Origin of the sequence: Kitasatospora sp. NPDC094016 (genome assembly GCF_040304045.1) — a bacterium.
Lineage (GTDB): Bacteria > Actinomycetota > Actinomycetes > Streptomycetales > Streptomycetaceae > Kitasatospora.
Genome location: NZ_JBEOUK010000001.1, coordinates 142724 through 164911 on the forward strand (window position 1 = coordinate 142724; position 22188 = coordinate 164911).

Below are 22188 nucleotides of genomic sequence, written 5' to 3' on the forward strand. Positions count from 1 at the left end.
CCCGGTGCCGGTGGTGCGCTTGGTGGTGCGGTCGCTCACGGCGCCTGAAAGCCCGCCGCGGTGAGCACCTGCTCGGCCTCGGGCGACTGGATGTACGCGACGAAGGCGGCGGCGCCGTCCTTGTTCGGGGCCTTGGCCAGGGCGGCGATCGGGTAGTCGTTCACGGCCTTGTCGGCCTCGGGGAAGTCCACGCTGTCGATCTTCCCGGCATCCGCCTTCACGTCGGTCTTGTACACGAGCGAGGCGTCGACCTCGCCGAGCTCGACCTTGGTCAGCGCGCCCTTGACGTCCTGCTCCAGGGTGACCGGGGTGAGGTTGACGTTGGCGGCCTTGAGCGCGGTCAGGGCGGCGGCGCCGCACGGCACCTCCTTTGCGCACAGCGCGACCTTCACACCGGAGGCGGTGAGGTCGTTCAGGCCCGCGACGTGCTTGGGGTTGCCCTTGGGCACGGCGATGGTGAGCGTGTTCCTGACGAAGGTCTTCGGGTCGCCGCTGGCGCCGCCCGCGTCGGTCACGGTCTTCATGGTGGCCGGACTGGCGGCGGCGAACACGTCCGCCGGGGCACCCGAGTTGATGCTGGTGGCGAGGCTGGAGCTGCCGCCGAAGTTGAACTTGACCTTGGCGCCCGGGTTCGCGGCCTCGAACTTCTTGCCGAGGTCGGTGAACGTCTCCTTGAGCGAGGCGGCGGCGAAGACGGTGATGTCGCCGGTGGCCTTCGGGACGCTGCCGCCGCCGGCCGCCGACGAGGCCGAGGAGCCCGCCGCCGAAGCGGCCGAGGAGCTGCCGGACTTGCCACCGCCGTCGCTGCCGCAGGCGGTGGCCCCGAGGCTGAGGACGAGGGCCGCCGCGGCGGCGACGGCGAGTCTGCGGGTGGTCGTACGGGTGCTCATCGGGGCTTCCCCTCCAGGGCCGCGCCGGAAGAGGCGCGGAGTGAGGCCGCAGGTGCGGCCATTACAGCGATCATAGTGCCGCAAATGCGAGTGATAAGTCCTCTGTCGCTTCGCACAGGCGGGGAGTGGCTGCGGTCTCCGCCCGGCTGTGCGAAGGCTCAAACGTGCACGGACGGCGCCGGAGCGGGAGTGCTGCGGGGCCGTCCGACCCGGAGACCGTGCCGGCCTTCGCCCTCCCGCGCCCTCCCGCTCCCTCCTTCGCCCTCCCGCGCCCTCCCACTCCTCCCTGCGCCCTCCCGCGCCCTCCCGTGCGCTTTCGCGCCTTTCGGTGCTGATGATTCGTCAGTTACGTTGGTGGGTCGCCTGCGGAGAATGGAGTGCCGATGACCAGCGCCACCGCCCTCATCCCCGGGCCGGCCGGAAACCCCCTGGTCGGATCGTTGTTCGACCTCACCCGCCGCCCGCTGCGCACCTACCTCGCCGCCCACCGCGACCACGGGGACGTGGTCCGGTTCCGGGTCGGGCCGCCCGGGCTGCGGGTCGAGTTCTACGGGGTGTTCTCCCCGGAGGGCGTCCAGCAGGTGCTGGGCAGCGAGGCCGCCAACTTCCGCAAGGAGAACGCCTTCTACGACGAGCTGCGCAGCAGCGTCGGCAATGGCCTGCTGACCAGCCAGGACGGCGACTACCAGCGCCAGCGCCGACTGGTCCAGCCGCTGTTCACCCGCCGCCGGGTGGACGGCTACGCGGGCGCCGTCGCCCAGGAGGCGCGGGCGCTCACCGAGCGGTGGAACGCGATCCCGGTCGGGGTCGTGGACGCGGCGGAGGAGATGTCCCGGTTCGCGTTGCGAGCCGTCGCCCGGATCCTGTTCGGCGCGGACGTCGACGAGGCGGTGGCGGTGGTGGACCGCAACTTCCCGGTGCTCGGCGAGTACGTCTGGGAGCGGGGCTTCGCGGCGATCCGCACCCCGCGCAGCTGGCCGACCCCCTCGAACCGGCGCGGCGCCGAGGCCCGGCGCGCCCTGTACGCGGTCTGCGACCGGATCGTCGCCGAGCGGGCCGCGCGCGGCGACCTGGACGAGGACGCGGACGACCTGCTCACGCTGCTCGGGCGGGCCCGCGGCGAGGACGGGGAGCAGCTCGACCCGGCCGAACTGCGGGACCAGGTGCTGGTCTTCCTGCTCGCCGGGCACGAGACCACGGCCACCTCGCTGGCCTTCGCGCTGCACCTGCTCGCCAAGCACCCCGAGCAGCGCAAGCTCGCCCAGCGGGAGGCGGAAACCGTGCTGGCCGGCCGGGAGCCGAACGCGGCGGACCTGGAGTCGCTGCCGTACATCACCCGGGTGCTGAAGGAGGCGATGCGGCTCTACCCGGCGGCGGCCCTGGTCGGGCGGCGGGCGGTCGCCGAGACGGTCATCGACGGGTACGTGATCCCGGCGGGTGCCCAGGTCGTCGTCTCGCCGCTGGTCACCCACCGGCACCCGGCGCACTGGCCGGACCCGGAGCGCTTCGACCCCGACCGCTTCCTGCCCGAACAGGAGAGGGGCCGGCACCGCTACGCCTGGTACCCGTTCGGCGGCGGTCCGCGGGCGTGCATCGGGCAGCACTTCGCGATGCTGGAATCGGTGCTGAGCCTGGGCGTGCTGCTGCGGGACTTCGAGATGGAGGCGGTGGACGAGCGGGTGGCGCTCGCCCAGGGCATCACGCTCCGCGCGGCGAGCCCGATGCGGATCCGGGTGACGGCGCGGGGGGCCGCGGGGCTCGCCGGGTAGCGGCTGACAGTCTTCAGTCTTCAGCGTTCAGATTTCAGATGACAGATAACAGAAGATGAAATCTGTCATCTGTTTGTCGTCATCTGTTCGCTGCCTCTCCGGGCATGCGGCGGGGGCGCCGCCCTGGCGGGACGGCACCCCCGATCGGTTCTGCCGGTGCGTCAGCCCCGGCTCTGGAAAACGATCTTGGTCCAGCTGGAGCCCGGGCAGTTGCCCCAGACGTCCCAGGCCTGGGGTCGGGCGCCGATCCGCAGGCCGGTGGTGCTCGTGCCGTTGGCACAGTAGGTGATGGTGCGCAGCTGGCCCGAGTAGACGTTGCAGTAGCCCTCCCAGCGCCACCCGTAGTCCGCGGTGATGACGCAGTGGTAGGAGGCGGCGGCCACCTCGGGTGAGGCTCCGATGGTGCCGGCGGTGATGGTCTGGTCGGCGGCGGCGACGGTGGGCGCGGCGGCGGCGGGCAGGGTGGTGGTCCCGAGCACGCCGAGGGTGGCCGCAGCGGCCATCCCGAACGTGGCGATCTTCCTGGCGAAGCGACCTCGCATGGCAGTTTCTCCTCGCTCAACGGGTGCGGATCGGGCGGTGCGTCCCCGGCCGTCCGGATCTGCGGGGTGGGTGAATTCCGGCTTCCCGTCCGGCTGATGACGTATTGCGCACGAATGACTGCGGACAGTGAGGCGACGGCCTATGATGTGACCTGTGTCACAACCTTTCTCGACGGGTCGTGACCTGCCCAACTGGGCTTTCGGGGTGCCGATTTCCGGGGAGGGCGGCATGGCGGAATGCGGCGGCCGGTGTGCCGGCGGACGCGGGGGCGGCGGCGGGAAGGACTTCGGTCCGAGGCCCGCCGATCGTCAATCGGACGATTTCAACCGGGTGTTCACGGAAATGCTGCCGAGGCTCCACCGGGCGGCCGCGTCGCTCACCGGCGGGCTCGCCGCCGGGGACGTGGTGCATGACGCGTATCTGCGGATCGCCCGCAGGCCGGAGCGGTTCCTGAGCCATCCGCAGCCCTACGCCTACGTGTTCACCACGATGGCGAACATCCTGCGCGACCAGTGGCGCCGGGAGCGGCGCAGGGTCGTGCTGCCCGATCCGTCCGAGGCGGCCGAGCGGGAGCGGGGCCAGCCGCCGGTCGAGTCGCCGTCCGGCGGGATGGTCGAGCTGCAGGCGCGCTGGGAGGTGCTCCGACTGCTGGGCTGCCTGACCGCGAAGCAGGCCCGCGTGGTGGTGCTGGTGGACCTCGACGGCTACACCGTCGACGAGGCCGCCGACCTGCTGGGCCTGCATCGCAGCACGCTGGCCGTCACCCGTCGCCGCGCCCATGGGAGGCTGCGCGCGGTCCTTGCGCGGGAACGGGAACACGAGCGGGAGGGTGGGCGGGACCATCGGCCAGGGCCCGCCCCCGCGGCGGCGCCCGACATGGCGCCCGGCACGGAGCCCGGCGCGGGGTCCGATGCGGGGCCCGGAGCGAGCCCTGGGGCGGCGTCCGAAGCGGCACCCGACGCACCGAGCTGACGCTAAGTCAGCTGATGCGCCGCCCCGGCCCGTACGCTGAAAATCGTGATCACGTACGAGGACCACCGCCTCCGCGCCCTGGCTGACGACGGCCGCTGGCCCGAACTGCTGACCGCCTACCGGCAGGGTCGGGCGGCAGCCGTGGAGCGTGCCGGGGAGGAGCCCGCAGCGGCGCTGACCGCGCCGCTCGGCCACCTGATCGCCTACTCGGCGCCGCCGGAGCTGGCCGTCCGGCTGTTCGACCGGGACGGCGGCCCGGGGACGGTCGCCGGGGTCGCCGACCATGACGCCGGTCCGCTCTGGGAGGTGCTGGCGACCCGGCATTCCTGGCTGCGGCTGGCCCCGCTGCTCGTCCCGGCCCCGGTGCGCCGACTGGTCGCGCAGACCCGGGTGCTGCTCGGTGAGGACCTCTCGTACGGGGCCGAACCCGACCCGGAGGGCGTGCCGCTGCTGCTGGCGCCGTGGGAGACGGCCGGATGGGACGAGGGGGCGCGGGTGCGCCAGTACCTGCCCTGCGGGGGCGCGCGCAGTGCGCTGCTGACCCTGCCGGCCAGCCGGGAGGGCCTGGGTGGGGTGACGCTGCCCGCTTCGGGCGTACGGCTGGGCGGGCAGCGGGCGACCCGGGCGCTGGCCGCGCTGGCGGACTGGGCGGAGGTGGTCTGCGTCCGGGGTCCGGCGCCGCAGGCGGCCGCCCAACTGGCCCGTAGTTCCCGCGTCACCGGCGGGTACCTGCCGTTCGCGCTGGTTTATCCGGCGCTGGTACAGGCCGCCGTCGTGGACCGCGGGCGGGGCTCGGCGCACGGACGGCTGGCGCTCTGGCGGGCGCTGGTCGCGATGGCCGGCGCGGAGGGTACGGACGGGTCGGACCGGGCGGAGGTCGACGCGCTGGTGGCCCGGATGCGCTGCTTCATCTGGCACGAGCCGGCCGCCGGGCTGCGCCATCTGCACGTCGCGCTGGAGGACCCGGCCTGTGGCCTGGCCTGGGCGGTGAGCGGCTCCGAGGACCTGTGAGGGCGGGAGGACCTGGAGACACCGTCAGGACCTGCGGGGACCCGCGAGAACCGGTGAGGACCTGTGGCGAAGGCCCGTCGGGCATGCGGAACCCCCGGTCCGGCGCCGTTTCCGGGGGAGGTGGTGGCGCCGGACCGGGGGCGTATGAGGGGGCCGCTCAGGCGGCCGCGGCCGCGCCGCTCCGGGTGGGGACGGCTTCCGGAGTCGCCGGGACGGCCTCGGGGGCCGCGGCCGGTCCGCCGTGCGCGTCGACCAGGGTCCGCTCGTCGAACGGCTCCTCGCCGGCCAGCACCCGCTGGGCGCGGTCCGCGTCCAGTTCGCCGGTCCAGTGGCCGATCAGGACGGTGGCGACGGCGTTGCCCGCGAAGTTGGTGAGCGCACGGGCCTCGGACATGAAGCGGTCGATGCCGACGATCAGGCCGACTCCGTCCACCAGCGCGGGCTTGTGCGACTGCAGCCCGCCGGCCAGGGTGGCCAGCCCGGCGCCGGTGACCCCGGCCGCGCCCTTGCTCGCGATCACCATGAACACCAGCAGCGAGAGCTGCTCGCCGATCGACATCGGCTTGTCCATCGCCTCGGAGATGAAGATCGACGACATGGTGAGGTAGATCGCGGTGCCGTCGAGGTTGAAGCTGTAGCCGGTCGGCACGGTGATGCCGACGACCGGGCGGCTCACACCGAGGTGCTCCATCTTGGCGATCAGGCGGGGCAGCGCGCTCTCGGAGGAGGAGGTGGAGAGGATCAGCAGGAACTCGCGGCCCAGGTAGCGCAGCAGCGCGAACACGTTGACCCCGGCGACCAGTCGCAGCAGCGCGCCCAGGACGACGACGACGAACAGCACACAGGTCGCGTAGAAGCCGAGCATGATGACCGCGAGGCTCTTCAGCGCGGCCGTGCCGGTCGCCCCGACGACGGCGGCCATCGCCCCGAAGGCGCCGATCGGCGCGACCCACATGATCATCGACATGATCCGGAAGACCAGCCGCTGCACGTGCTCGATCCCGCGCAGCACCGGGGCGCCGGCCGGGCCCATCGCCTGGAGGGCGAAGCCGGCGAGCAGTGCGACCAGCAGGGTCTGCAGCACCTTGCCCTCGGTGAGGGCCGAGAACGTGGTGGTGGGGATCATCCCGAGCAGGAAGTCGGTCGTCGACTGGGCGCCGCCGGCGACGGCCTGGGCGTGGCCGGACTTCGCGAGCGCGGCGGTCAGGTGCAGGCCGCCGCCGGGCTCCAGCAGGTTGCCGACGGCCAGGCCGATGGCCAGTGCGACGGTCGACATGACGAGGAAGTAGCCGAGGGCGAGGCCGCCGACCTTGCCGACCTTGGCGGCCTTGGTCACCGAGCCGATGCCCAGCACGATGGTGCAGAAGATCACCGGGCTGATCATCATCTTGATCAGGTTGACGAAGCCGGTGCCGACCGGCTTCAACTCCACGGCGAAACCGGGGGCGGCCAGCCCGACCACGATGCCCGCGATCACGGCGGCGATGACGGCGAGGTAGAGGTAGTGGGTCCGGTCCCTGCGTCTGGATCCCCCCGCCGGTGCGGCTCCAACGATCGACATCTGCGGCTCCTTCGCCGTGCGGTCCTGGCGGCCCCGGGTGGTGGGCCGCTCTGACTATCGGGCCTGGGCGTGACGGAGGTCACGTTTGCGTTCATAGAGTTCACGACCGGGTGCCGCCGGGCCGTGGGGAGCGGCGGGGCTGGGGGGCGTTCGTCGAGAGGCCGTCGAGAGGCCGTCGGCAGGTCGTCGACCGATCGCGGGCCCCTGGGGGACCCCGGGCGCGTGGTGCACACTGGCAGGCATGTCCGTGCGCACCGCCCCCACGCCCTCGCGTCGACGGCTCCCGGCGCCCCGCGGGCTGGTCCGCAGCCTGGCCGGGCAGCTCTTCGTCGTCCAGGTGGTCATCGTCGCCGCCGTGGTGGCGGGCGGTGCGGTGCTCGCGTACCTCTTCACCGCCGACCGGGCCGAGGACGCGGCCCGTCGCCAGGTCACCACTGTCGCCCACGCCGTCGCCGACTCGCCGTCCGTGCGGGCCGCCGTCACCGCGCCGGACCCGACCGCGGTGCTCCAGCCGTACGTCGAGCAGGTGCGGGTGGACACCGGCGTCTCCTTCATCACCGTCATGGACACCGAGGGCGTGCGCTGGACCCACCCGCTGCCCGAGCAGATCGGCAAGCGCTTCCTCGGGCACATCGACTGGGCACTCGCGGGGGAGACCCGCAGCGAGACCTACACCGGCACGCTCGGACCGTCCGTGCGGGTGGTCACGCCGGTGCTGGACGACCGGCACCAGGTGATCGCGCTGGTCAGTGCGGGCCTCACGGTGGAGTCCATCTCCGCGCAGCTGAGCGGCCCGCTGCTCGCGCTGGTCGGGGTGGCGGTGGCCGCGCTCGGGGTCGGCGGCGTGGGCACCTACCTCGCCAACTCCCGGCTGCGGAGGCACACTCATGGCATGGGGCCGGCCGAACTCAGCCACCTCTACGAGTACCACCAGGCGACCCTGCGCTCGGTGCGCGAGGGGCTCGTCCTACTGGACCGCGCGCACCGGGTGGTCCTCTGCAACGACGCAGCCCGCGAACTGCTCGGACTGGGCGGCAACTTGGAGGGACGCCTGATCGTGGAGCTGGGGCTGCCGCGGGCGCTGGTCGCGGCCGTGCTCGGCGACGAGCCGGTCCGGGACGAGGTGCACCTGACCGCCGAGCGGGTGGTGGTGCTCAACACCTCCACCATCGGCACCGGCCTCGGGCGGGTCGTCACCCTGCGCGACCACACCGAACTTCAGTCGCTCAGCGGGGAGTTGGACTCCGTTCGAGGCTTCACCGAAGCCCTCGGGGCGCAGGCGCACGAGGCGGCCAACCGGCTGCACGCCGTCGTCTCCCTGATTGAACTCGGCCGCCACGAACAGGCGGTGGAGTTCGCCACCGCCGAACTCGCGCTCGCCCAGCAGCTCACCGACCGGGTGGTCGCGGCGGTCGGCGAACCGGTGCTGGCCGCGCTGCTGCTCGGCAAGGCGGCCCAAGCGGCCGAACGGGGAGTGGACTTGACTCTCACCGACGACAGCCGGATCGACGACGGGCTGCTGCCGCCCGGGCTCTCCGCACGGGACCTGATCACCGTCCTCGGCAACCTGATCGACAACGCCGTGGACGCCGCCATCGCCGGAGCCGCGCAGAGCGCGGTGCCCCCGGAGGTCACCGTCACCGTACGGATCGACGCGGGTGGTGGCGATGCGGCCGGCGGTGGTGGTGGCGGCTCGGGGGGCGGTGGCGTGGCGGGCGGCGACGCGGCTCCGGGTGGCGGTGATTGCCTGCTGCTGCGCGTCGCCGACACCGGGGCGGGGATCGACCCGGCCGCCGTCGAGGACGTGTTCCGGCGCGGCTGGAGCACCAAGCAGGACGTGCGCGGGCACGGTCTCGGGCTGGCGCTGGTGGCCCAGGCCGCCCGGCGCAACGGCGGCAGCGTCGAGGTCGGGCGCGACCGGGGCGCGGTGCTCACCGTCCGGCTGCCGCTTGCCGGGCTGCCGACGCGATCCGGTGAGCGGCAGCCGGGGCGGGCTGGGCAGCCGGGGCAACTCGGGAGCCCGGAGCAACTCGGCCGGGCAGGACAGCCGGGGCAGCCGGGTCGGCGGGAAGGGGCGTCGCGATGACCGAGGTGACCGCCGGGCCGGGGATCTCCGTGCTGGTCGTCGAGGACGACCCCGTGGCCGCGGCCGCGCATACCCTCTACGTCGAGCGCGAACCCGGCTTCCACGCCGCCGGGACGGTGCACAGCTGCGCCGACGCGCTGCGCTTCCTGGATCGCGCCCGCACTGCCGGGAGGCCCGTCGACCTGACCCTGCTCGACCTCTACCTGCCGGACGGCCACGGCCTCCAGCTCTGCCGTTCGCTGCGGGCCGCAGGCCACACCACCGACGTCATCGCGGTGACCTCGGCCCGCGACCTGGCGATGGTGCGGCAGGCCGTGTCGGCGGGCGTGGTCCAGTACCTGCTGAAACCGTTCAGCGCCGCCGCCCTGCACGATCGCCTGGAGCGCTACGCCCGCTACCGGGACAGTCTCGGGCGCACCGGCGAGGCGACCGGACAGGACGAGGTCGACCAGGCGTTCGCCCTGCTCCGCACGCCCGAGCGCAGCAGCCTCCCCAAGGGGCTGAGCGCGCCCACCCTGGACACCGTCGCCTCCGTGCTGCGAGAGACGGCGACGGGCCTGTCCGCCGCCGCCGCGGGCGCCGCCGCCGGGGTCTCCCGGATCACCGCGCGCCGCTACCTCGAACACCTCGTCGACACCGGGCGGGCGGTGCGGGAGCCACAGTACGGGAGCGTGGGGCGGCCGGAACTCTGCTACCGGTGGAAGGGCGGCGGGGCGGCTCCGGGTCGGCGGGGGTGAGGGCCGTGACCTTTTCGCCGGTCGCTCGTTGGCAGGACCGGGGGTGGTTCACTCACTCGGGTGGTTCTGGGGGCCCCGGGATATCCCGCCAGGTCAGGGGCAGTAAAGTTAGGCTTACCTAACTTCTTCTGGGGGTTTGCCTTGTCGCTCGCCGCCGTTCCCGCCCAGGCCCCGGCCTCCTCCTCCGGAACTGTCGGAGCCGCCGGAGCCGTCGGAGGTGTCGAAGCCGCCGGTGTCGCCGGTGTCGCCGGAGCCGCCGGTGCCCCGGCCTCCGGCGAGGCCATCCTGCGCCGCCAGCGCGTACGCGAGTCCGCCGCCCGTACGTACGCCCGGTCCTTCCCGATCGTCCCGGTACGGGCCCACGGCATGACCGTCGAGGGCGCCGACGGGCGGCGCTACCTGGACTGCCTCTCCGGCGCCGGGACGCTCGCCCTCGGGCACAACCACCCGGTGGTGCTGGAGGCGATCCGCCGCACCCTCGACAGCGGCGCCCCGCTGCACCTGCTCGACCTCGCCACCGCCGAGAAGGACGACTTCACCAGCGCCCTCTTCGAGAGCCTGCCCGCCGACTTCGCCGCCGGCGCCCGGATCCACTTCTGCGGGCCCGCCGGCACCGACGCCGTCGAGGCCGCGCTCAAACTGATGCAGACCGCCACCGGCCGGTCCGGGGCGCTCGCCTTCACCGGCGCCTACCACGGCATGACCGCCGGAGCCCTGGCGCTCACCGGCAACGTCGCCGTCAAGGAACCGCTGCCGAGCGGCGGCGAGGTCGTCCGGCTGCCCTACCCGTACGGCTACCGCTGCCCGTTCGGCGTCGGCGGCGAGGCCGGCGCCGACCTCGCCGCGACCTACGTCGAACGGCTGCTCGACGACCCCTCGGGCGGGGTCGTCCCGCCCGCCGCGATGATCCTCGAAGCCGTCCAGGGCGAGGGCGGCGTCGTCCCCGCGCCCGACGGCTGGCTGCGCGAGATGCGCCGGATCACCGCCGAACGCGGCATCCCGCTGATCGTCGACGAGGTGCAGACCGGCGTCGGGCGCACCGGGGCGATGTGGGCCGTCGAGCACAGCGGCATCGTCCCGGACGCCATGGTGCTCTCCAAGGCCATCGGCGGCAGCCTGCCGCTCGCCGTCGTCGTCTACCGGGAGGACTACGACGGCTGGCGCCCCGGCGCCCACACCGGCACCTTCCGCGGCAACACCCTCGCCATGGCCGCCGGCGCCGCCACCCTGCGCCACGTCGCCGCCCACGGGTTGACCGAGCGCGCCGCCGTCGTCGGCGAGCGGATGGCCGCCCGGCTGCGCGGGCTCGCCGCCGAACTGCCGGTGATCGGCGACGTGCGCGGGCGCGGCCTGATGCTCGGCGTCGAACTCGTCGACCCCGCCGCCGAACCGGACGCCTGCGGGGCCCGGCCGGCCGACCCGGCGCTCGCCCGCCGGGTCCGGGAGGCCTGCCTGGCGCGCGGGCTGATCGTCGAACTCGGCGGACGCCACGACGCGGTGCTGCGACTGCTGCCGCCGCTCACCATCACCGACGAGCAGGTCGCCGCGGTGCTCGACCGGCTCGCCGACGCGATCGCGGCCGCGGCGGCCGTCGATCCCGCCGCTGCGGCGGGTGCCGCGACTCCCGTGGTCCGGGGCGCCGAATGAGCGCTGGGCGAGGGGGCGGTGGCGGTTCAGGGGAAGGCTCGGAAGGCGGCTCGGGCGCCCGAGCCGGGGCCGGTGGTGACTCCGGAGACGGGGCCGGGGGTGGTTCCGGAGACGGGGCCGGGGGCGGTTCCGGCGCCGCCGCCGGACTGCCCGGCGGGTCCGTCCCGTTGGACGCCCTCGCGGGCGGCGTCGGCGGGCCCGGCGCGCTCGGACCGTTGCTGGCCACCGTCCTCGACGCGCTCGACCACGGCATCGCCCTGCGCGGCGGGCCGCTGCCCGCAGGCAGTCCGGCCGAACTCGGTGCGCTGGTCGCCGACGGCCTGGCCGGCGCCCACGGGCCCGGCGCGCTCGCCCGCCTCACCGAACTCCTCGCCTACGGCGCCGCCGACCCCGCCGACCCGGCCTGCGCCGCCCACCTGCACTGCCCGCCGCTCGCCGTGGCCGCCGCCGCCGACCTCGTGGTCAGTGCCCTCAACCCCTCCCAGGACTCCTGGGACCAGGCCCCCGCCGCCACCGCCCTGGAGACCGCCCTCCTCGCCGAACTCGCCGCCCTGGTCGGCTACGACCCGGCCCGCGCCGCCGGCGTCCTCACCTCCGGCGGCACCGAGTCCAACCTCATGGGACTGATGCTGGCACGGGACCAGAAGCTGGACGGCATCGTCGAGCTGGACGGCATCCCGGGCGGCGTCCGGCCGTGCATCGTCGCCTCCGAGGCCGCGCACTTCTCCGTCCAGCGCGCCGCCGCCCTGCTCGGGCTCGGCGAGCGCGCCGTCACCACCGTCCCCGTCGACCGGCAACTCCGGATGGAACCGAAGGAGTTGGAGCGGACCCTGGCCGAGGCCAGCTGGGCCGGACGCACCCCGATCGCCATCGTCGCCACCGCCGGCACCACCGACACCGGAGGCATCGACCCGCTGCCCGTCGCCGCCGACCTGGCCGGCCGCTACGGCGCCTGGCTGCACGTCGACGCCGCGTACGGCGGCGGCGCGCTGCTCTCCGACCGGCTCGCCCCGCTCCTCGACGGCATCGACCGTGCCGACTCCGTCTCCCTCGACTGGCACAAACTCGGCTGGCAGCCCGCCGCCGCGGGCGTCTTCCTGGTCCGCCGCACCGAGACCTACGTCTCGCTCGCCCGCCGCGCCGAGTACCTCAACCCCGTCGACGACGAGCAGGCCGGCTACCCCAGCCTGCTCGGCCGCTCGCTGCGCACCACCCGGCGGGCCGACGCCTTCAAACTCGCCGTCACCCTGCGCACCCTCGGCCGCGACGGGCTCGGGCGACTCGTCGACGCCTGCCACGAACTCGCCCGGTCCGCCGCCGAGGCCGTCCGCGCCGAACCGTCGCTCGAACTCCACGTCGAACCCGCGCTGACCGTCGTGCTGTTCCGCTACCGGCCGCCGGGCCTGACCGACGAAGCTGCCGTCGACGAACTGAACGGCAACCTGCGCAGGTTGCTGCTGCGCACCGGGCGGGCGGTGGTCGGGCGGACCGAACTCCCGGGCGAGGGGCCGGGCCGGGTGCGGCTCAAGCTCACCCTGCTCAACCCGCACGCCACGGCGGGGGAGGTCCGTGCACTGCTGCGCGAGGTGGTGAGCGCCGGACGGAAGGCCGACGGGGACCGGGCCGGCTAGGCGCGTGCTGTGGGGGAGTCGGTCAGTCGCTCAGGAGGGTGGTGCGGGTGAGCTCCCAGGTCTCCGGGTCGGCGGCGACCAGCAGGCCGTTCTCGCAGCCGGGGGCCTCGGGGCGGTAGGGGGTGCCGTCCAGCCGGGCGGACATGCCACCGGCCTCGGTGACGAGGAGGGAGCCGGGGGCGTGGTCCCAGGGGAGGGTGCGCCAGTAGAGGAGGAAGTCGAAGCGGCCCTCGACGACGTCCGGGTACTCGATTCCGGCGGCGTGCCGACCGGGGGAGACCTCGCCGAAGGCCGACTCGTTGGCCTGTAGGAGCCGGCGGTGTTCCGGGTCGAGGTAGCGGCTCTTCACGGATCCGCGCAGCTTCGCGGCGTCGCGCGGTGCCGGCGGCCGGGTCAGGCGCACGCCGTCGCGCCAGGCCCCGGAGCCCAGTTCGGCACAGTAGGCGGTGGCGGTGGCGGGCTGCCAGATCCAGGAGGCGACGGTCTCCCCGCCGCGGACGAGCGAGCACATCACGGCGTACTCGGGGCGGCCGGCGACGAAGTTGGCGGTGCCGTCGACCGGGTCGACCAGCCAGGCGGCGGGCTCGTTGTGGAGGGCCTGGGCGAGCTCGGGGTCGGCGGAGACCGCCTCCTCGCCGACCACGGGGACGGGCAGCAGTTCGCGCAGACGGCGGGCGATGATCACCTCGGCCTCGCGGTCGGCGACCGTCACGATCTCGCCGGGCGCCTTCTCCATCACCTCGCCGGCGGCCAGCGCCCGGAAGCGCGGCTCCACCACCTCGGCCGACGCCTCGGCGAGTATCTCCGCCACCTTGTCCATCAGCACGTTCGCGCTCCCTTCGCTGCCTACCACTGTCGCACGAGTGTGCGGAGGCGACCTGCGGCGACCCCTGGGGCGGACGGGGCCCGCGGGTGGGGTCCGGCGCGCGGACGGGCGGGCGGCGGGGTGCGAACAGGGAGCGGCGAACAGATAACAGATAACAGCTGACAGGTAACAGATAACAGATTTCGAAATCTGTTATCTGTCGGCTGTCATCTGTTACCTGCCGGCCGTCGTTCGGGGGTGCCCTCAGCCGCCCAGGTAGTGGAACCCCGGGTGCGGGTGCATCAGGAACTCGTGGTGCGAGATGTTCCAGGCGTACGCGCCGGCCATCGCGAACAGCACCCGGTCGGCTGCCCGCAGGCCGTCGGCGTCGGCCCGGGCGAGGACGTCCTTCGGGGTGCAGAGCTGGCCGGCCAGGGTGGCGCGGCCGGTGGCGACGGCGGGGCGCGGCCACGGATGCGGCCAGGCGTCGACCGGGAGCACCTCGAAGGGCTGGGAGTGCCCCCGGGTGGCGGGGGTGCGCAGGTGGTGGGTGCCGCCGCGGACCACCGCGAAGTCCTCGCCGTGGCTCTGCTTCACGTCCAGCACCTCGGTCGCGTACCAGCCGCAGTGGGCGGTCAGGGCCCGGCCGGGTTCGATCCGCAGGGTCAGACCGGGATGGGCGTCCAGCAGCTTGGCCAGCCCTTCGCCGAAGGCCGTCCAGTCGAAGTGGTTCGCCGGGTCGTCGTAGTCCACGGCCATTCCGCCGCCGACGTTGACCTCCGCCAGCGGGAAGCCGTGCCGCTCGGCCAGTTCGGCAGACCAGGCCACGATCCGTTCGGCGACGGCCAGTTGCTCCGCCGCCGCGAGCCCGCTGGCCAGATGCGCGTGCACGCCGCGCAGGCGCAGCTGCCGCCCGAGCGGGCCGCCGCCGGCGCCAGCGCCGGGTCCGTCGCCGATGAGCTGGCGCACGCACTCCTCGGCGCGGTCCGGATCGAGCCCGAACGGCGTCGGCCGCCCACCCATCGCGAGTGCCACCCCGTCGAGCGCACCGGTGGCGACCGGCAGGTTGACCCGTAGCAGCACGTCGACCACCGTGCCCGGCCGGTCCGCGAGGGCGGCGTCGAGCCGGTGCAGTTCCTGCTCGCTCTCGATGTGCCAGCGGTGCACCCCGGCGTCCACGGCGGCGGCGATCTCGGCGGGCGTCTTGCCAGGGCCGCCGAAGGCCAGCGGCGCGTCCGGAACGGCCGCCCGCACGTGCGCCAACTCACCTCCGCTGGAGACCTCGTAGCCGTCGACCGCGTCGCGCAGCGCGGCCAGCAGCGGCGCCTCCGGATTGGCCTTGGCGGCGTAGTACAGCTCGACCCGCGCGGGCAGCGCGGCCCGGACGGCGGCGGCGTGCACGCGCAGCGCCGCCAGGTCGTAGACGTAGGCGGGCAGGGCGTCGGACGCGAGGCCGGCGACGTGCCGGCGGACGATCTCGGTCATCGGGCGGCGCTCCCGAGGGAGAGGGGGGCGCAGGCGCGGGTGGCCTGGGCGAGGACGGATCCGGCGAGCGGTGAGGGCAGGCGGACGTAGCCGGCCTGCCGGTCAGCCTTGCGCTCCCAGCGGGTGAGCAGGTTGGCCTTGGCCGGCAGCGGCACGCCCGCGAGCAGTGCCCGCAGCCGGGGCGGGCGGCCGTGGCCTGCCGCGTACTGCTCCAGGGTGTCCCGGACCGCCTGCCACAGGGCGCCCTCCAGTTCGGGGTGGCGGTCGGCGAGGGCGGCGAGCAGTTCGGCGACGTGGTTGACCAGCAGGCAGTAGACCACCCGGTCCCAGCCGCGTTCGGCGTCGTACGTCATCGGCCCGGCGACCTCGGGCGGGAGGGCGGCCAGGATGTCGGCGTTGTGCTCGGGGACGAGCTTGGTGCCCTCCAGGTCGCGGAAGAGTACCTGGGTGGGCTGCCCGGTGGCGTCGACGCCGATGAGCACGTTCTGCAGGTGCGGCTCCAGTGCCACGCCGTGGTCGAAGTAGGCGGCGAGCACGGGCGGGATGAGCAGTCCCAGATAGGCCCGCCACCAGTCCAGGGCCCGGGAGGCATCCGAACTCCCTTCCAGTAGGCGGGAGATGTGGGCGGAGCTGGTCGGGTGCTCGTCGGCGACGGCGGCGGCCAGCAGCGGGGTGACGTCGGGTCGCAGTACGCCGCCGAAGCCCTCGCGGACGATCAGGCCGAAGCCCTCGTAGAGCGCCTGGTCGGGTCGGCTGTCGGCACCGGGCAGGGCGAGGGTGCGGAACGCGGGCTCGCGCAGCATTGCCGCGTCGGGGAACCGCCGGGCGAGGTCGGCGAGGGCTGGGGCGAGCAGCCGGGTGAGCTCGACGGCGCCCGTGAGCTCGTAAGCGGCGTTCTTGCGCAGGCAGTTGGTGATGCGCACGTTGAGGCTGAACTTGAGGAAGGCGTCCGCGCCGTGGAGGGTGCGCACCGAGGCGGTGGCGGCGAACTCCTCGCCGCGCGGCCCGAGGTCGAGGACGTCCCCGCGGTCCAGGGCGTCGCGCAACAGCTGGTGGTCGCCGATGAGTTGGTACTGCCAGGGGTGGGCGGGCAGCAGGCGGTAGCCGTCCGGGACGTCGCCGAGGCCGTCCAGCAGGGCGCTCGCGCTCTCGTCCAGGGACTGTTCGGCGAGCAGCTCGGTGCGGACGGCGAGGTGGCGCAGGGGGAACGCCGCACGGGATTCCGGGGCGTACCCGCGCCAGTCCCCCCGGGCGGCGGAGCGGGACTTGGGCGCGGGGTGGAAGCGGTGGCCGAACAGCAGGGCCTGCTCGGACTCCAGGTAGCGGTCCGGTCCGGAGGCCGGGCGGCCGCTCAGGCTCTGCCGGAGGCCGTCGTGGCTGGAGGTGACCTGGCCGAGGAACTCCTCGTTCACCGTGCCGGTGCGCAGCTCCAGTTCGTCCTGTAGATGTTCCGCCAGCTCGCGCCAGTCCAACTCCGCCCAGCTGTCGCCTCGTTCGATCTCGACCGGGCCGGTGAAACGGTGCGCGCCGAGCAGCGAGGTGCGGCGCAGGGCGATCCGCAGCAGGGCGCCGCGCCGGGGCAGGCGCAGCAGCAGGCGGTCGTCGGCCACGGCGGTCTGGTGCTCGGGGGCGGAGACCTCGCGCAGCAGGCAGTTCAGCAGGGTGTGGGCCACCGCGTCGTCGGCGGTGGGCAGTTCGTGGCTGACCGACTTGTGGCTGATCGGCTCGGGTGTGATCGGCTCGGGGGTCATCGGCTTGGGGGTCATCGGCGACTCCAGCGCTGGTGGAGGGGCGGGAGGGATAATGCGGTGGCCGCGACGGCGGCCAGCAGGGCGGCGGCGGTGCCGGCCACCACGGGCGCGGCGGCGCCGAACTGCCCGTTGGCCAGCGCTGCGACGGCGCCGGCGGCGACGGCGCCGCCCTTGGAGACGAGTTCGAGCGTGCCGAACATCCGCCCGGGCGCGCGCCCTTGGGCCGCGCCGGCGGCGAGCACGGCGAGGCAGACCAGGCCGAGCGTGAGCCCGGCGCCGAGCAGCAGCCGGACGGCGACGAAGACCGGGAGCGAGTACGCGACGGCGTGCCCGGCCAGGCCGAGCGCGACGAGGCCGAAGCCGAGCGCGATGCCGGTGTGCGGGCGGGCGTGGAACAGCGTGTGGATCCGCGCGGCGAACAGCAGGTAGCACAGGTGCGGCAGGGCGAACAGCACGCCGGTGGTGGTGCCGGAGACGCCGGGAAGCCGCTGCTCGGCGAACGAGACGAGATAGGGGAAGGAGATGACGGTGGCGAAGACGAAGACGAACTCGAAGACGTAGAGCGGGAGGAGCGGGGCGGCGGGTGCCCGCTCGGCGCGGCTCTTTGACGCGGGGGCGGCCGCCGGGCGGTCCGGCTCGGGTAGCAGGGACAGCAGCAGTGCGGCAGCGAGCGGGAGGACGGCCATCACCAGGTACTGGCGGTGCGGGTCGATCCACGGGGACAGCGCACCGACCAGGATCGGTGCGGCCACCAGGGCCGCCCGGGCGCTGCCCTGCATCAGGGTGAGTGCGCGGGAAAGCCGCGGTCCGTCGAGGGCGGCGGCGAGGTAGCCGTTGGTGGCGGCGAAGGTGCCGCCGAGGAAGCCCTGGAGGACCAGCGCGAGGGTGAACGCGGGCAGGCTGCCGGCGGCTCCGGCCAGCAGGAAGGAGACGGTGAGCCCGAGTTGGGCGCGCAGCAGAAGCCGCTTGCGGCCGAAGCGGTCGGCGAGCCGGCCCCACAGCGGTGCGCCGAGCGCGCTGAAGACCGTCGGGACGATGTAGAGCACGCCGGCCCACCGGGCCTGCGGATCGCCGAGCGCGGGCAGGATCGCGGTCAGGTACGGCGGCAGGCCCAGTGCGGCGAAGGAGGCGACGAAGTAGCAGGCGGCGACGGCGCGCACCTGGCGGCGGCCGAGTCCGCCGGAGTGGTCCGTCCGGTGGCCGGACCGCTGCGGGACGGTCTCCACGCTCAACGGGCGATCCCTTTCGCCAGCAGGTAGTTGGGGCCGCTGGTGTAGTGCTTGTTGATGTCGGCGGCACCCGAGCGCTGCTTGCTGAGCAGGGTCCCGGCGCTGACCATGGCCTTGACCGGCAGGCGTTCGGCCTCCAGCAGGTCCGTCCGCAGCGGCTCGCCGGCCGGCCCGATCCGGTCCACCGCCTCGGCCAGGCGCTTTCGCAACAGCGCGACCGCGTCGGTGAGTTCGGCGCGCCGGTGCTCGGCGAGGCCGAACGCGAGCGCGCCGGTGCACAGGTGGCCGGTGATGGTGGTGAACAGGTCGGTGAGCACCCGGTCGTCGTCGCCGAAGATCCGGGCGTCGTCGAAGTCGGCTCGGGTCGGGGCGAGTTCGCCGAGGCGGGTGGTCATCCGGGCGGTGTGCACGCGCGGGCCGTCGTCGTCCTTGTAGAGCAGGCGCAGTCCGTCGCCGTCGAGCACCAGGGAGGTGTTCTGCTGGTGCGACTCCAGCGCGATGCCGTAGTCGAACAGCGTGGTCTGCCAGTCCAGCAGCAGTTCCAGCAGGGAGTCGTAGAAGGCGAGTTGGTCGCCGCCGTGGAAGCGGTCGGCGAGGTGGTCGAGCACCAGGCGACCGCCGGGCGCGGGGGCCAGCAGGGCGGCCAGCGGGACGGTGACGGCGCGCTCCAGCCCGGTGGGGTAGCGGCGCAGCAGGACGGCCAGCAGTTCGTGACCGGCGTGTGCCCAGGTCTGCTCGTCGGCGTGCAGGACGCGACCGGCGAAGCGCGGCTCGCGGGCCAGCACGGCCTCGATCAGACGCTGGCCGGCGGCGCCGTCGAGCAGGGTCCCGGGCTTGATGGTGCGGCGGTTGAGCCGGCCCAGCGTGGCGGTGGCGAGCGGGAGTTTGAGGTGGCAGGAGGGGTCGTCGGCGACGGCGACGGTGCGCATGGAGAGCGTCGGCACGACGGTCAGGTAGGGCCGTTCGGCGAGCACCGTGCGGCCGGCCAGACCGGCCGCCTCCAGTGCCTCGTCCAGCGGGGCGCCGACGGTGAGGGGGTGGACCGGCAGGGTGGTCCAGCCGTCGCCGGGGCAGGCGTCCGCGAGGCCCAGCCAGGCCGGAGTGGGCCACCAGCTCGGGAGCGGGCGCCCGTGGGTGGTGAGGGCGTCGCTCGGGACGGCCAGCCAGCGCAGCTCGAACGCGGGGTGGAACTCCGGTGCGTAGGAGGTCAGGTGGAGTTCGGTGAGACCGGCCCGGCCGCGTGCGGTCGGGTAGACGGGGTGGTCGAGGTAGGCGGCCAGGGTGTCGTGGCCGAGGGCGGCGGCCGGGCCGGTCCAGTCGGCCGGGTCCTCGCCGTACAGGTCGGTGAGCCGGGCGTGCACCTCGGGCCGAGCGCGCTCGTGCAGTTCCATGGTGGCGAGGGTCTGGCGGCACTCCTCGGCGAAAGCGGCCCAGCCGGGCCGGTCCTCGGCCTCGGCCAGGTCGGCCAGGGCCGCCACGACGGCGTCCAGGCCGGTGAGCCGGCGCCCGGCCAGCTCCAGCAGGGGCAGCCGGGCGGCGTACTCGCACTGGAAGCCCTCGGGGGCGACGGGCAGGGCGAGTTCGGCGTCCGGGACGGTGATCCAGGCGCCGTCCGCGCGCTCCTCGACGGCGCCGCGGGTGCGCAGGCCGAGGACGTCCTCGCGCAGCAGGGCGGAGAGCACCCGCAGGGTGAGCTGCTCGTCGGCGGTCACGGGGTGATCTCCCAGCGGTTGGCGGCGCGGAACCGGGCGACGGCGGCGTCCACGGCCTCCTGGTCGGCGCCGACGGCCCAGATCACGCCCAGGTAGTCGCGGTTGGTGCGGTAGTGCTCGTGCCGCTCGCCGAGCCGGCGCAGCGGGCGGTAGGCGAGCCGGACGCCGTCGCGCTCCTCGTCGTACGGGCCGGGGGCGGCGGTGAGGAGGCCGGCCCGGTCGGCGCAGACCGGCTCGTTGCGGGCCCGGCGCGGGGTCGCGGCGCACTGCGCGCCGAGGTCCGCGGGGAGTTCCCGGCCGAGGTGGGCGGCGAGGATGTGCTCGAAGAGCGGGACGCCGAGGATCTCGGCGAGCATCAGGTCGCACTGGTCGCCGATGGCGCGGTAGTTGACCTCGATGATCCGGGCGCGGCCGTCGGGCTGCACGACGAACTCGGTGTGGCAGGCGCCGAGTCCGATGCCGAGCGCGTCGAGTTGGGCGAGCACCTGCGCGACCACCTCGGCGGGGTGGGCGGGGACGAACTCCAGCACCTCCTCGATGAAGTCCGGCGGCGGGGAGAGCTGCGTGCGGAAGCCGCCGAGGACGTGCCGGCGGCGGCCGTCGCCGAGCGTCTCCAGGGTGCACAGCGGGCCGTCCAGGAACTCCTCGACGACCAGCGTCGCGCCGGCCCGCCGGTGCTGGATCTCCCGGCAGCGGCGCGCGAGTTCGGCGGCGTCGGCGACCAGTGTGACGTCCTCGCTGGCCACTCCCTCGCGAGGTTTGACCACGCACGGGAACGGCGGCTCCAGCTCGGCCGGGTCCTGCCCGGAGGCCAACTCGGCGGACCAGACGGCGTCCTGGCCGGTCAGGGCGAGGTGGCGGCGCAGCTGGCCCTTGTCCTTGGCCCGCAGCGCGGCTTTCCAGTCCTTGGCGGGGAGGCCGAAGTACACGGCGGCCAGGGCGGTCTCGGTCTGCAGGTGGTCGCTGTTGCTGAACACCGCGTCGGGCGCGTGGTGGCGGGAGACCAGGCTGATCACGGCGCGGAAGTCCCGGACGTCGCACTCCAGCACCTCGGGTGCGGCGAACGGGAGGCCGGCGTAGGCCTTCTGGTGGGGTTCGGCGTGGTCGGTCAGGACGGTGACGTCGAGCCCGAGCCGGGCGGCGGCGGGCAGGAAGCCGGCGGTGACCGAGTCGGTGGGGTTGAGGGCGAGCAGGTAGAGCCGCATGGGGTGCTGGTCCTTGAGGGTGCTGGTCCTTGAGGGTGGTACGGAGGAGGGTGGTGACGGACGAGGGTGACGGCGGGCGGTGGCGGTGGCGGCCACAGCGGCAGCCGCCTCCGCCCGCCGTCGTCCGTCGGCGGTTACTTGGGCGCGTCCACGCCGGTGGCCTTGGCGATGTCGCCGAGCATGGCGTCGGCGGCCTGGACGCCGATGCCGGACATCCAGGTCTCGTCCGGGACGTTGAAGACCTTGCTGTTCTTGACGGCGTTCAGGCCCTGCCAGACCGGGGTCTGCTGGACCTCGCTCTCCTTGGTCTTGGACGGGTCGTCGGCGGTGGTGACGAACACCAGGTCGGCGTCGGCCTGGTTGATCTGCTCGGCGCTCACTTCGAGGATGTTCTTGTCGACGTCCTGGGCGGCCGGGCGGGCCAGACCGACGTCCTTCAGCACCACGCCGCTGTAGGAGGCCTTGGCGTAGAGGCGGGTCGGTCCGGCCACGAAGCGGACCACCGAGGCGGTCGGCATGGCGCCGCCGTTCTTCGCCTTGATCGCCTCACCGAGCTTGGCGGCCCGCGCCTCGTAGGCGGCGAGCGCCTTCTTGGCCTCGTCCTCCTTGCCGAGCGCCTGCGCGTAGAGGGCGAGGTTCTCCTTCCACGGGAACCCGGTGGTCTCGGCGAGCACGGTCGGCGCGATGGCGTTCAGCTGGTCGTAGACCTTGGCGTGGCGGACCTTGGAGGAGAGGATCAGGTCGGGCTTGAGGGAGGCGATCAGCTCCAGGTTCGGCTCGTTCATCGGGCCGACGTCCTTGGTGTCCTTGATCTTGTCCTTGAGGTAGTTCGGGAACCCGCCCTCGGTCTTCATGTGCGGCGACACCGCGCCGACCGGCGTGATGCCGAGCAGGGTGACGTCGTCCAGCTCGCCGCTGTCCAGCACCACGACGCGCTTGGGCTGGGCCTTGATCTGGGCCGTTCCGGCGGCGTGGGTGACGGTGCGCGGGAAGCCGGCGGAGGCGCCGGCGCTCGCGGAGGAGGCGTCCCCGCTCTGCTTGGTCCCTCCGTCGCTGCCGCAGGCGGCGAGCAGCGTGGTGGACAGGGCGACGGCGAGGGCGGCGACGGGGAGGCGGCGGTTCATGGGGGTCCTTGGATGGGGTCGAGCGGGTGT

General features: G+C 74.0%; 17 protein-coding genes. 7 read left to right on the forward strand and 10 right to left on the reverse strand.

The features are described 5' to 3' along the window. Positions 1-35 precede the first annotated feature (35 nt). Entirely contained in the window at positions 36-890 is an 855-nt protein-coding gene (modA, locus tag ABT015_RS00610) for a molybdate ABC transporter substrate-binding protein (RefSeq protein WP_350875162.1), read from the reverse strand. Positions 891-1273: 383 nt separating this feature from the next. On the opposite strand from modA, the gene ABT015_RS00615 reads away from it, so the two are divergent. Beyond that, the gene (locus ABT015_RS00615) at positions 1274-2659 is read left to right on the forward strand and encodes a cytochrome P450 (RefSeq protein ID WP_350875164.1); all 1386 of its coding nucleotides are present in this window, start codon (positions 1274-1276) and stop codon (positions 2657-2659) included. 161 nt (positions 2660-2820) lie between these two features. Here the strand turns inward: ABT015_RS00615 and ABT015_RS00620 are convergent, their stop codons facing one another. After that, positions 2821-3201: a hypothetical protein gene (locus ABT015_RS00620; protein WP_350875166.1), complete on the reverse strand. Its 381-nt coding sequence runs from the start codon at positions 3199-3201 to the stop codon at positions 2821-2823. 154 nt (positions 3202-3355) lie between these two features. On the opposite strand from ABT015_RS00620, the gene ABT015_RS00625 reads away from it, so the two are divergent. Beyond that, on the forward strand, positions 3356-4174 hold the full coding sequence (locus ABT015_RS00625) for an RNA polymerase sigma factor (protein ID WP_350875168.1): 819 nt from the start codon (positions 3356-3358) through the stop codon (positions 4172-4174). 45 nt (positions 4175-4219) lie between these two features. Then, the gene (locus ABT015_RS00630) at positions 4220-5185 is read left to right on the forward strand and encodes a hypothetical protein (RefSeq protein WP_350875170.1); all 966 of its coding nucleotides are present in this window, start codon (positions 4220-4222) and stop codon (positions 5183-5185) included. A 157-nt stretch (positions 5186-5342) separates the two neighbouring features. On the opposite strand, the gene ABT015_RS00635 is transcribed toward ABT015_RS00630, so the two are convergent. Beyond that, a complete protein-coding gene (locus tag ABT015_RS00635; protein ID WP_350875172.1) occupies positions 5343-6746 on the reverse strand; it encodes a cation:dicarboxylate symporter family transporter in 1404 nt (467 codons plus the stop codon). A 241-nt stretch (positions 6747-6987) separates the two neighbouring features. Between ABT015_RS00635 and ABT015_RS00640 the strand changes: the two genes are divergently transcribed. The 4 genes from ABT015_RS00640 (at position 6988) to ABT015_RS00655 (ending at position 12847) form a co-directional block, all read left to right on the forward strand. Continuing rightward, the gene (locus ABT015_RS00640) at positions 6988-8832 is read left to right on the forward strand and encodes an ATP-binding protein (RefSeq protein WP_350875174.1); all 1845 of its coding nucleotides are present in this window, start codon (positions 6988-6990) and stop codon (positions 8830-8832) included. Continuing rightward, a complete protein-coding gene (locus ABT015_RS00645) occupies positions 8829-9569 on the forward strand; it encodes a response regulator (protein WP_350875178.1) in 741 nt (246 codons plus the stop codon). Before ABT015_RS00640 ends, ABT015_RS00645 begins: the two co-directional genes overlap by 4 nt. A gap of 282 nt (positions 9570-9851) precedes the next feature. Then, a complete protein-coding gene (locus tag ABT015_RS00650; protein ID WP_350875667.1) occupies positions 9852-11216 on the forward strand; it encodes a diaminobutyrate--2-oxoglutarate transaminase in 1365 nt (454 codons plus the stop codon). Positions 11217-11383: 167 nt separating this feature from the next. Next, positions 11384-12847, forward strand: a complete 1464-nt coding sequence (locus tag ABT015_RS00655) for a pyridoxal phosphate-dependent decarboxylase family protein (RefSeq protein WP_350875180.1) — start codon at positions 11384-11386, stop codon at positions 12845-12847. A gap of 22 nt (positions 12848-12869) precedes the next feature. On the opposite strand, the gene ABT015_RS00660 is transcribed toward ABT015_RS00655, so the two are convergent. The 7 genes from ABT015_RS00660 to ABT015_RS00690 all read right to left on the reverse strand — a co-directional run bounded on the left by ABT015_RS00660 (position 12870) and on the right by ABT015_RS00690 (position 22158). Further along, a complete protein-coding gene (locus tag ABT015_RS00660) occupies positions 12870-13667 on the reverse strand; it encodes an inositol monophosphatase family protein (protein ID WP_350875669.1) in 798 nt (265 codons plus the stop codon). A 249-nt stretch (positions 13668-13916) separates the two neighbouring features. Further along, positions 13917-15137, reverse strand: coding sequence for a type III PLP-dependent enzyme (locus ABT015_RS00665; RefSeq protein ID WP_350875182.1), 1221 nt, complete (start codon positions 15135-15137; stop codon positions 13917-13919). Continuing rightward, the gene (locus ABT015_RS00670; RefSeq protein WP_350875671.1) at positions 15134-16888 is read right to left on the reverse strand and encodes an IucA/IucC family protein; all 1755 of its coding nucleotides are present in this window, start codon (positions 16886-16888) and stop codon (positions 15134-15136) included. Before ABT015_RS00670 ends, ABT015_RS00665 begins: the two co-directional genes overlap by 4 nt. 11 nt (positions 16889-16899) lie before the next feature. Then, on the reverse strand, positions 16900-18120 hold the full coding sequence (locus ABT015_RS00675) for an MFS transporter (RefSeq protein WP_350875184.1): 1221 nt from the start codon (positions 18118-18120) through the stop codon (positions 16900-16902). Then, the gene (locus ABT015_RS00680; protein WP_350875186.1) at positions 18117-19829 is read right to left on the reverse strand and encodes an IucA/IucC family protein; all 1713 of its coding nucleotides are present in this window, start codon (positions 19827-19829) and stop codon (positions 18117-18119) included. The genes ABT015_RS00675 and ABT015_RS00680 overlap by 4 nt, the downstream gene beginning before the upstream one ends. After that, positions 19826-21034 (reverse strand): ATP-grasp domain-containing protein, encoded by a 1209-nt coding sequence (locus ABT015_RS00685; RefSeq protein WP_350875188.1) that lies wholly within the window; start codon positions 21032-21034, stop codon positions 19826-19828. The genes ABT015_RS00680 and ABT015_RS00685 overlap by 4 nt, the downstream gene beginning before the upstream one ends. 134 nt (positions 21035-21168) lie before the next feature. After that, positions 21169-22158, reverse strand: coding sequence for an ABC transporter substrate-binding protein (locus tag ABT015_RS00690; RefSeq protein WP_350875190.1), 990 nt, complete (start codon positions 22156-22158; stop codon positions 21169-21171). Between the last annotated feature and the right edge of the window lie 30 nt (positions 22159-22188).

What these genes read in the sequence shown, in the direction of transcription:
- modA (WP_350875162.1), bottom strand. Translation starts at nt 890, where the DNA reads ATGAGCACCCGTACGACCACCCGCAGACTCGCCGTCGCCGCCGCGGCG.
- ABT015_RS00615 (WP_350875164.1), top strand. Translation starts at nt 1,274, where the DNA reads ATGACCAGCGCCACCGCCCTCATCCCCGGGCCGGCCGGAAACCCCCTG.
- ABT015_RS00620 (WP_350875166.1), bottom strand. Translation starts at nt 3,201, where the DNA reads ATGCGAGGTCGCTTCGCCAGGAAGATCGCCACGTTCGGGATGGCCGCT.
- ABT015_RS00635 (WP_350875172.1), bottom strand. Translation starts at nt 6,746, where the DNA reads ATGTCGATCGTTGGAGCCGCACCGGCGGGGGGATCCAGACGCAGGGAC.
- ABT015_RS00640 (WP_350875174.1), top strand. Translation starts at nt 6,988, where the DNA reads ATGTCCGTGCGCACCGCCCCCACGCCCTCGCGTCGACGGCTCCCGGCG.
- ABT015_RS00645 (WP_350875178.1), top strand. Translation starts at nt 8,829, where the DNA reads ATGACCGAGGTGACCGCCGGGCCGGGGATCTCCGTGCTGGTCGTCGAG.
- ABT015_RS00660 (WP_350875669.1), bottom strand. Translation starts at nt 13,667, where the DNA reads ATGGACAAGGTGGCGGAGATACTCGCCGAGGCGTCGGCCGAGGTGGTG.
- ABT015_RS00665 (WP_350875182.1), bottom strand. Translation starts at nt 15,137, where the DNA reads ATGACCGAGATCGTCCGCCGGCACGTCGCCGGCCTCGCGTCCGACGCC.
- ABT015_RS00670 (WP_350875671.1), bottom strand. Translation starts at nt 16,888, where the DNA reads ATGACCCCCGAGCCGATCACACCCGAGCCGATCAGCCACAAGTCGGTC.
- ABT015_RS00685 (WP_350875188.1), bottom strand. Translation starts at nt 21,034, where the DNA reads ATGCGGCTCTACCTGCTCGCCCTCAACCCCACCGACTCGGTCACCGCC.
- ABT015_RS00690 (WP_350875190.1), bottom strand. Translation starts at nt 22,158, where the DNA reads ATGAACCGCCGCCTCCCCGTCGCCGCCCTCGCCGTCGCCCTGTCCACC.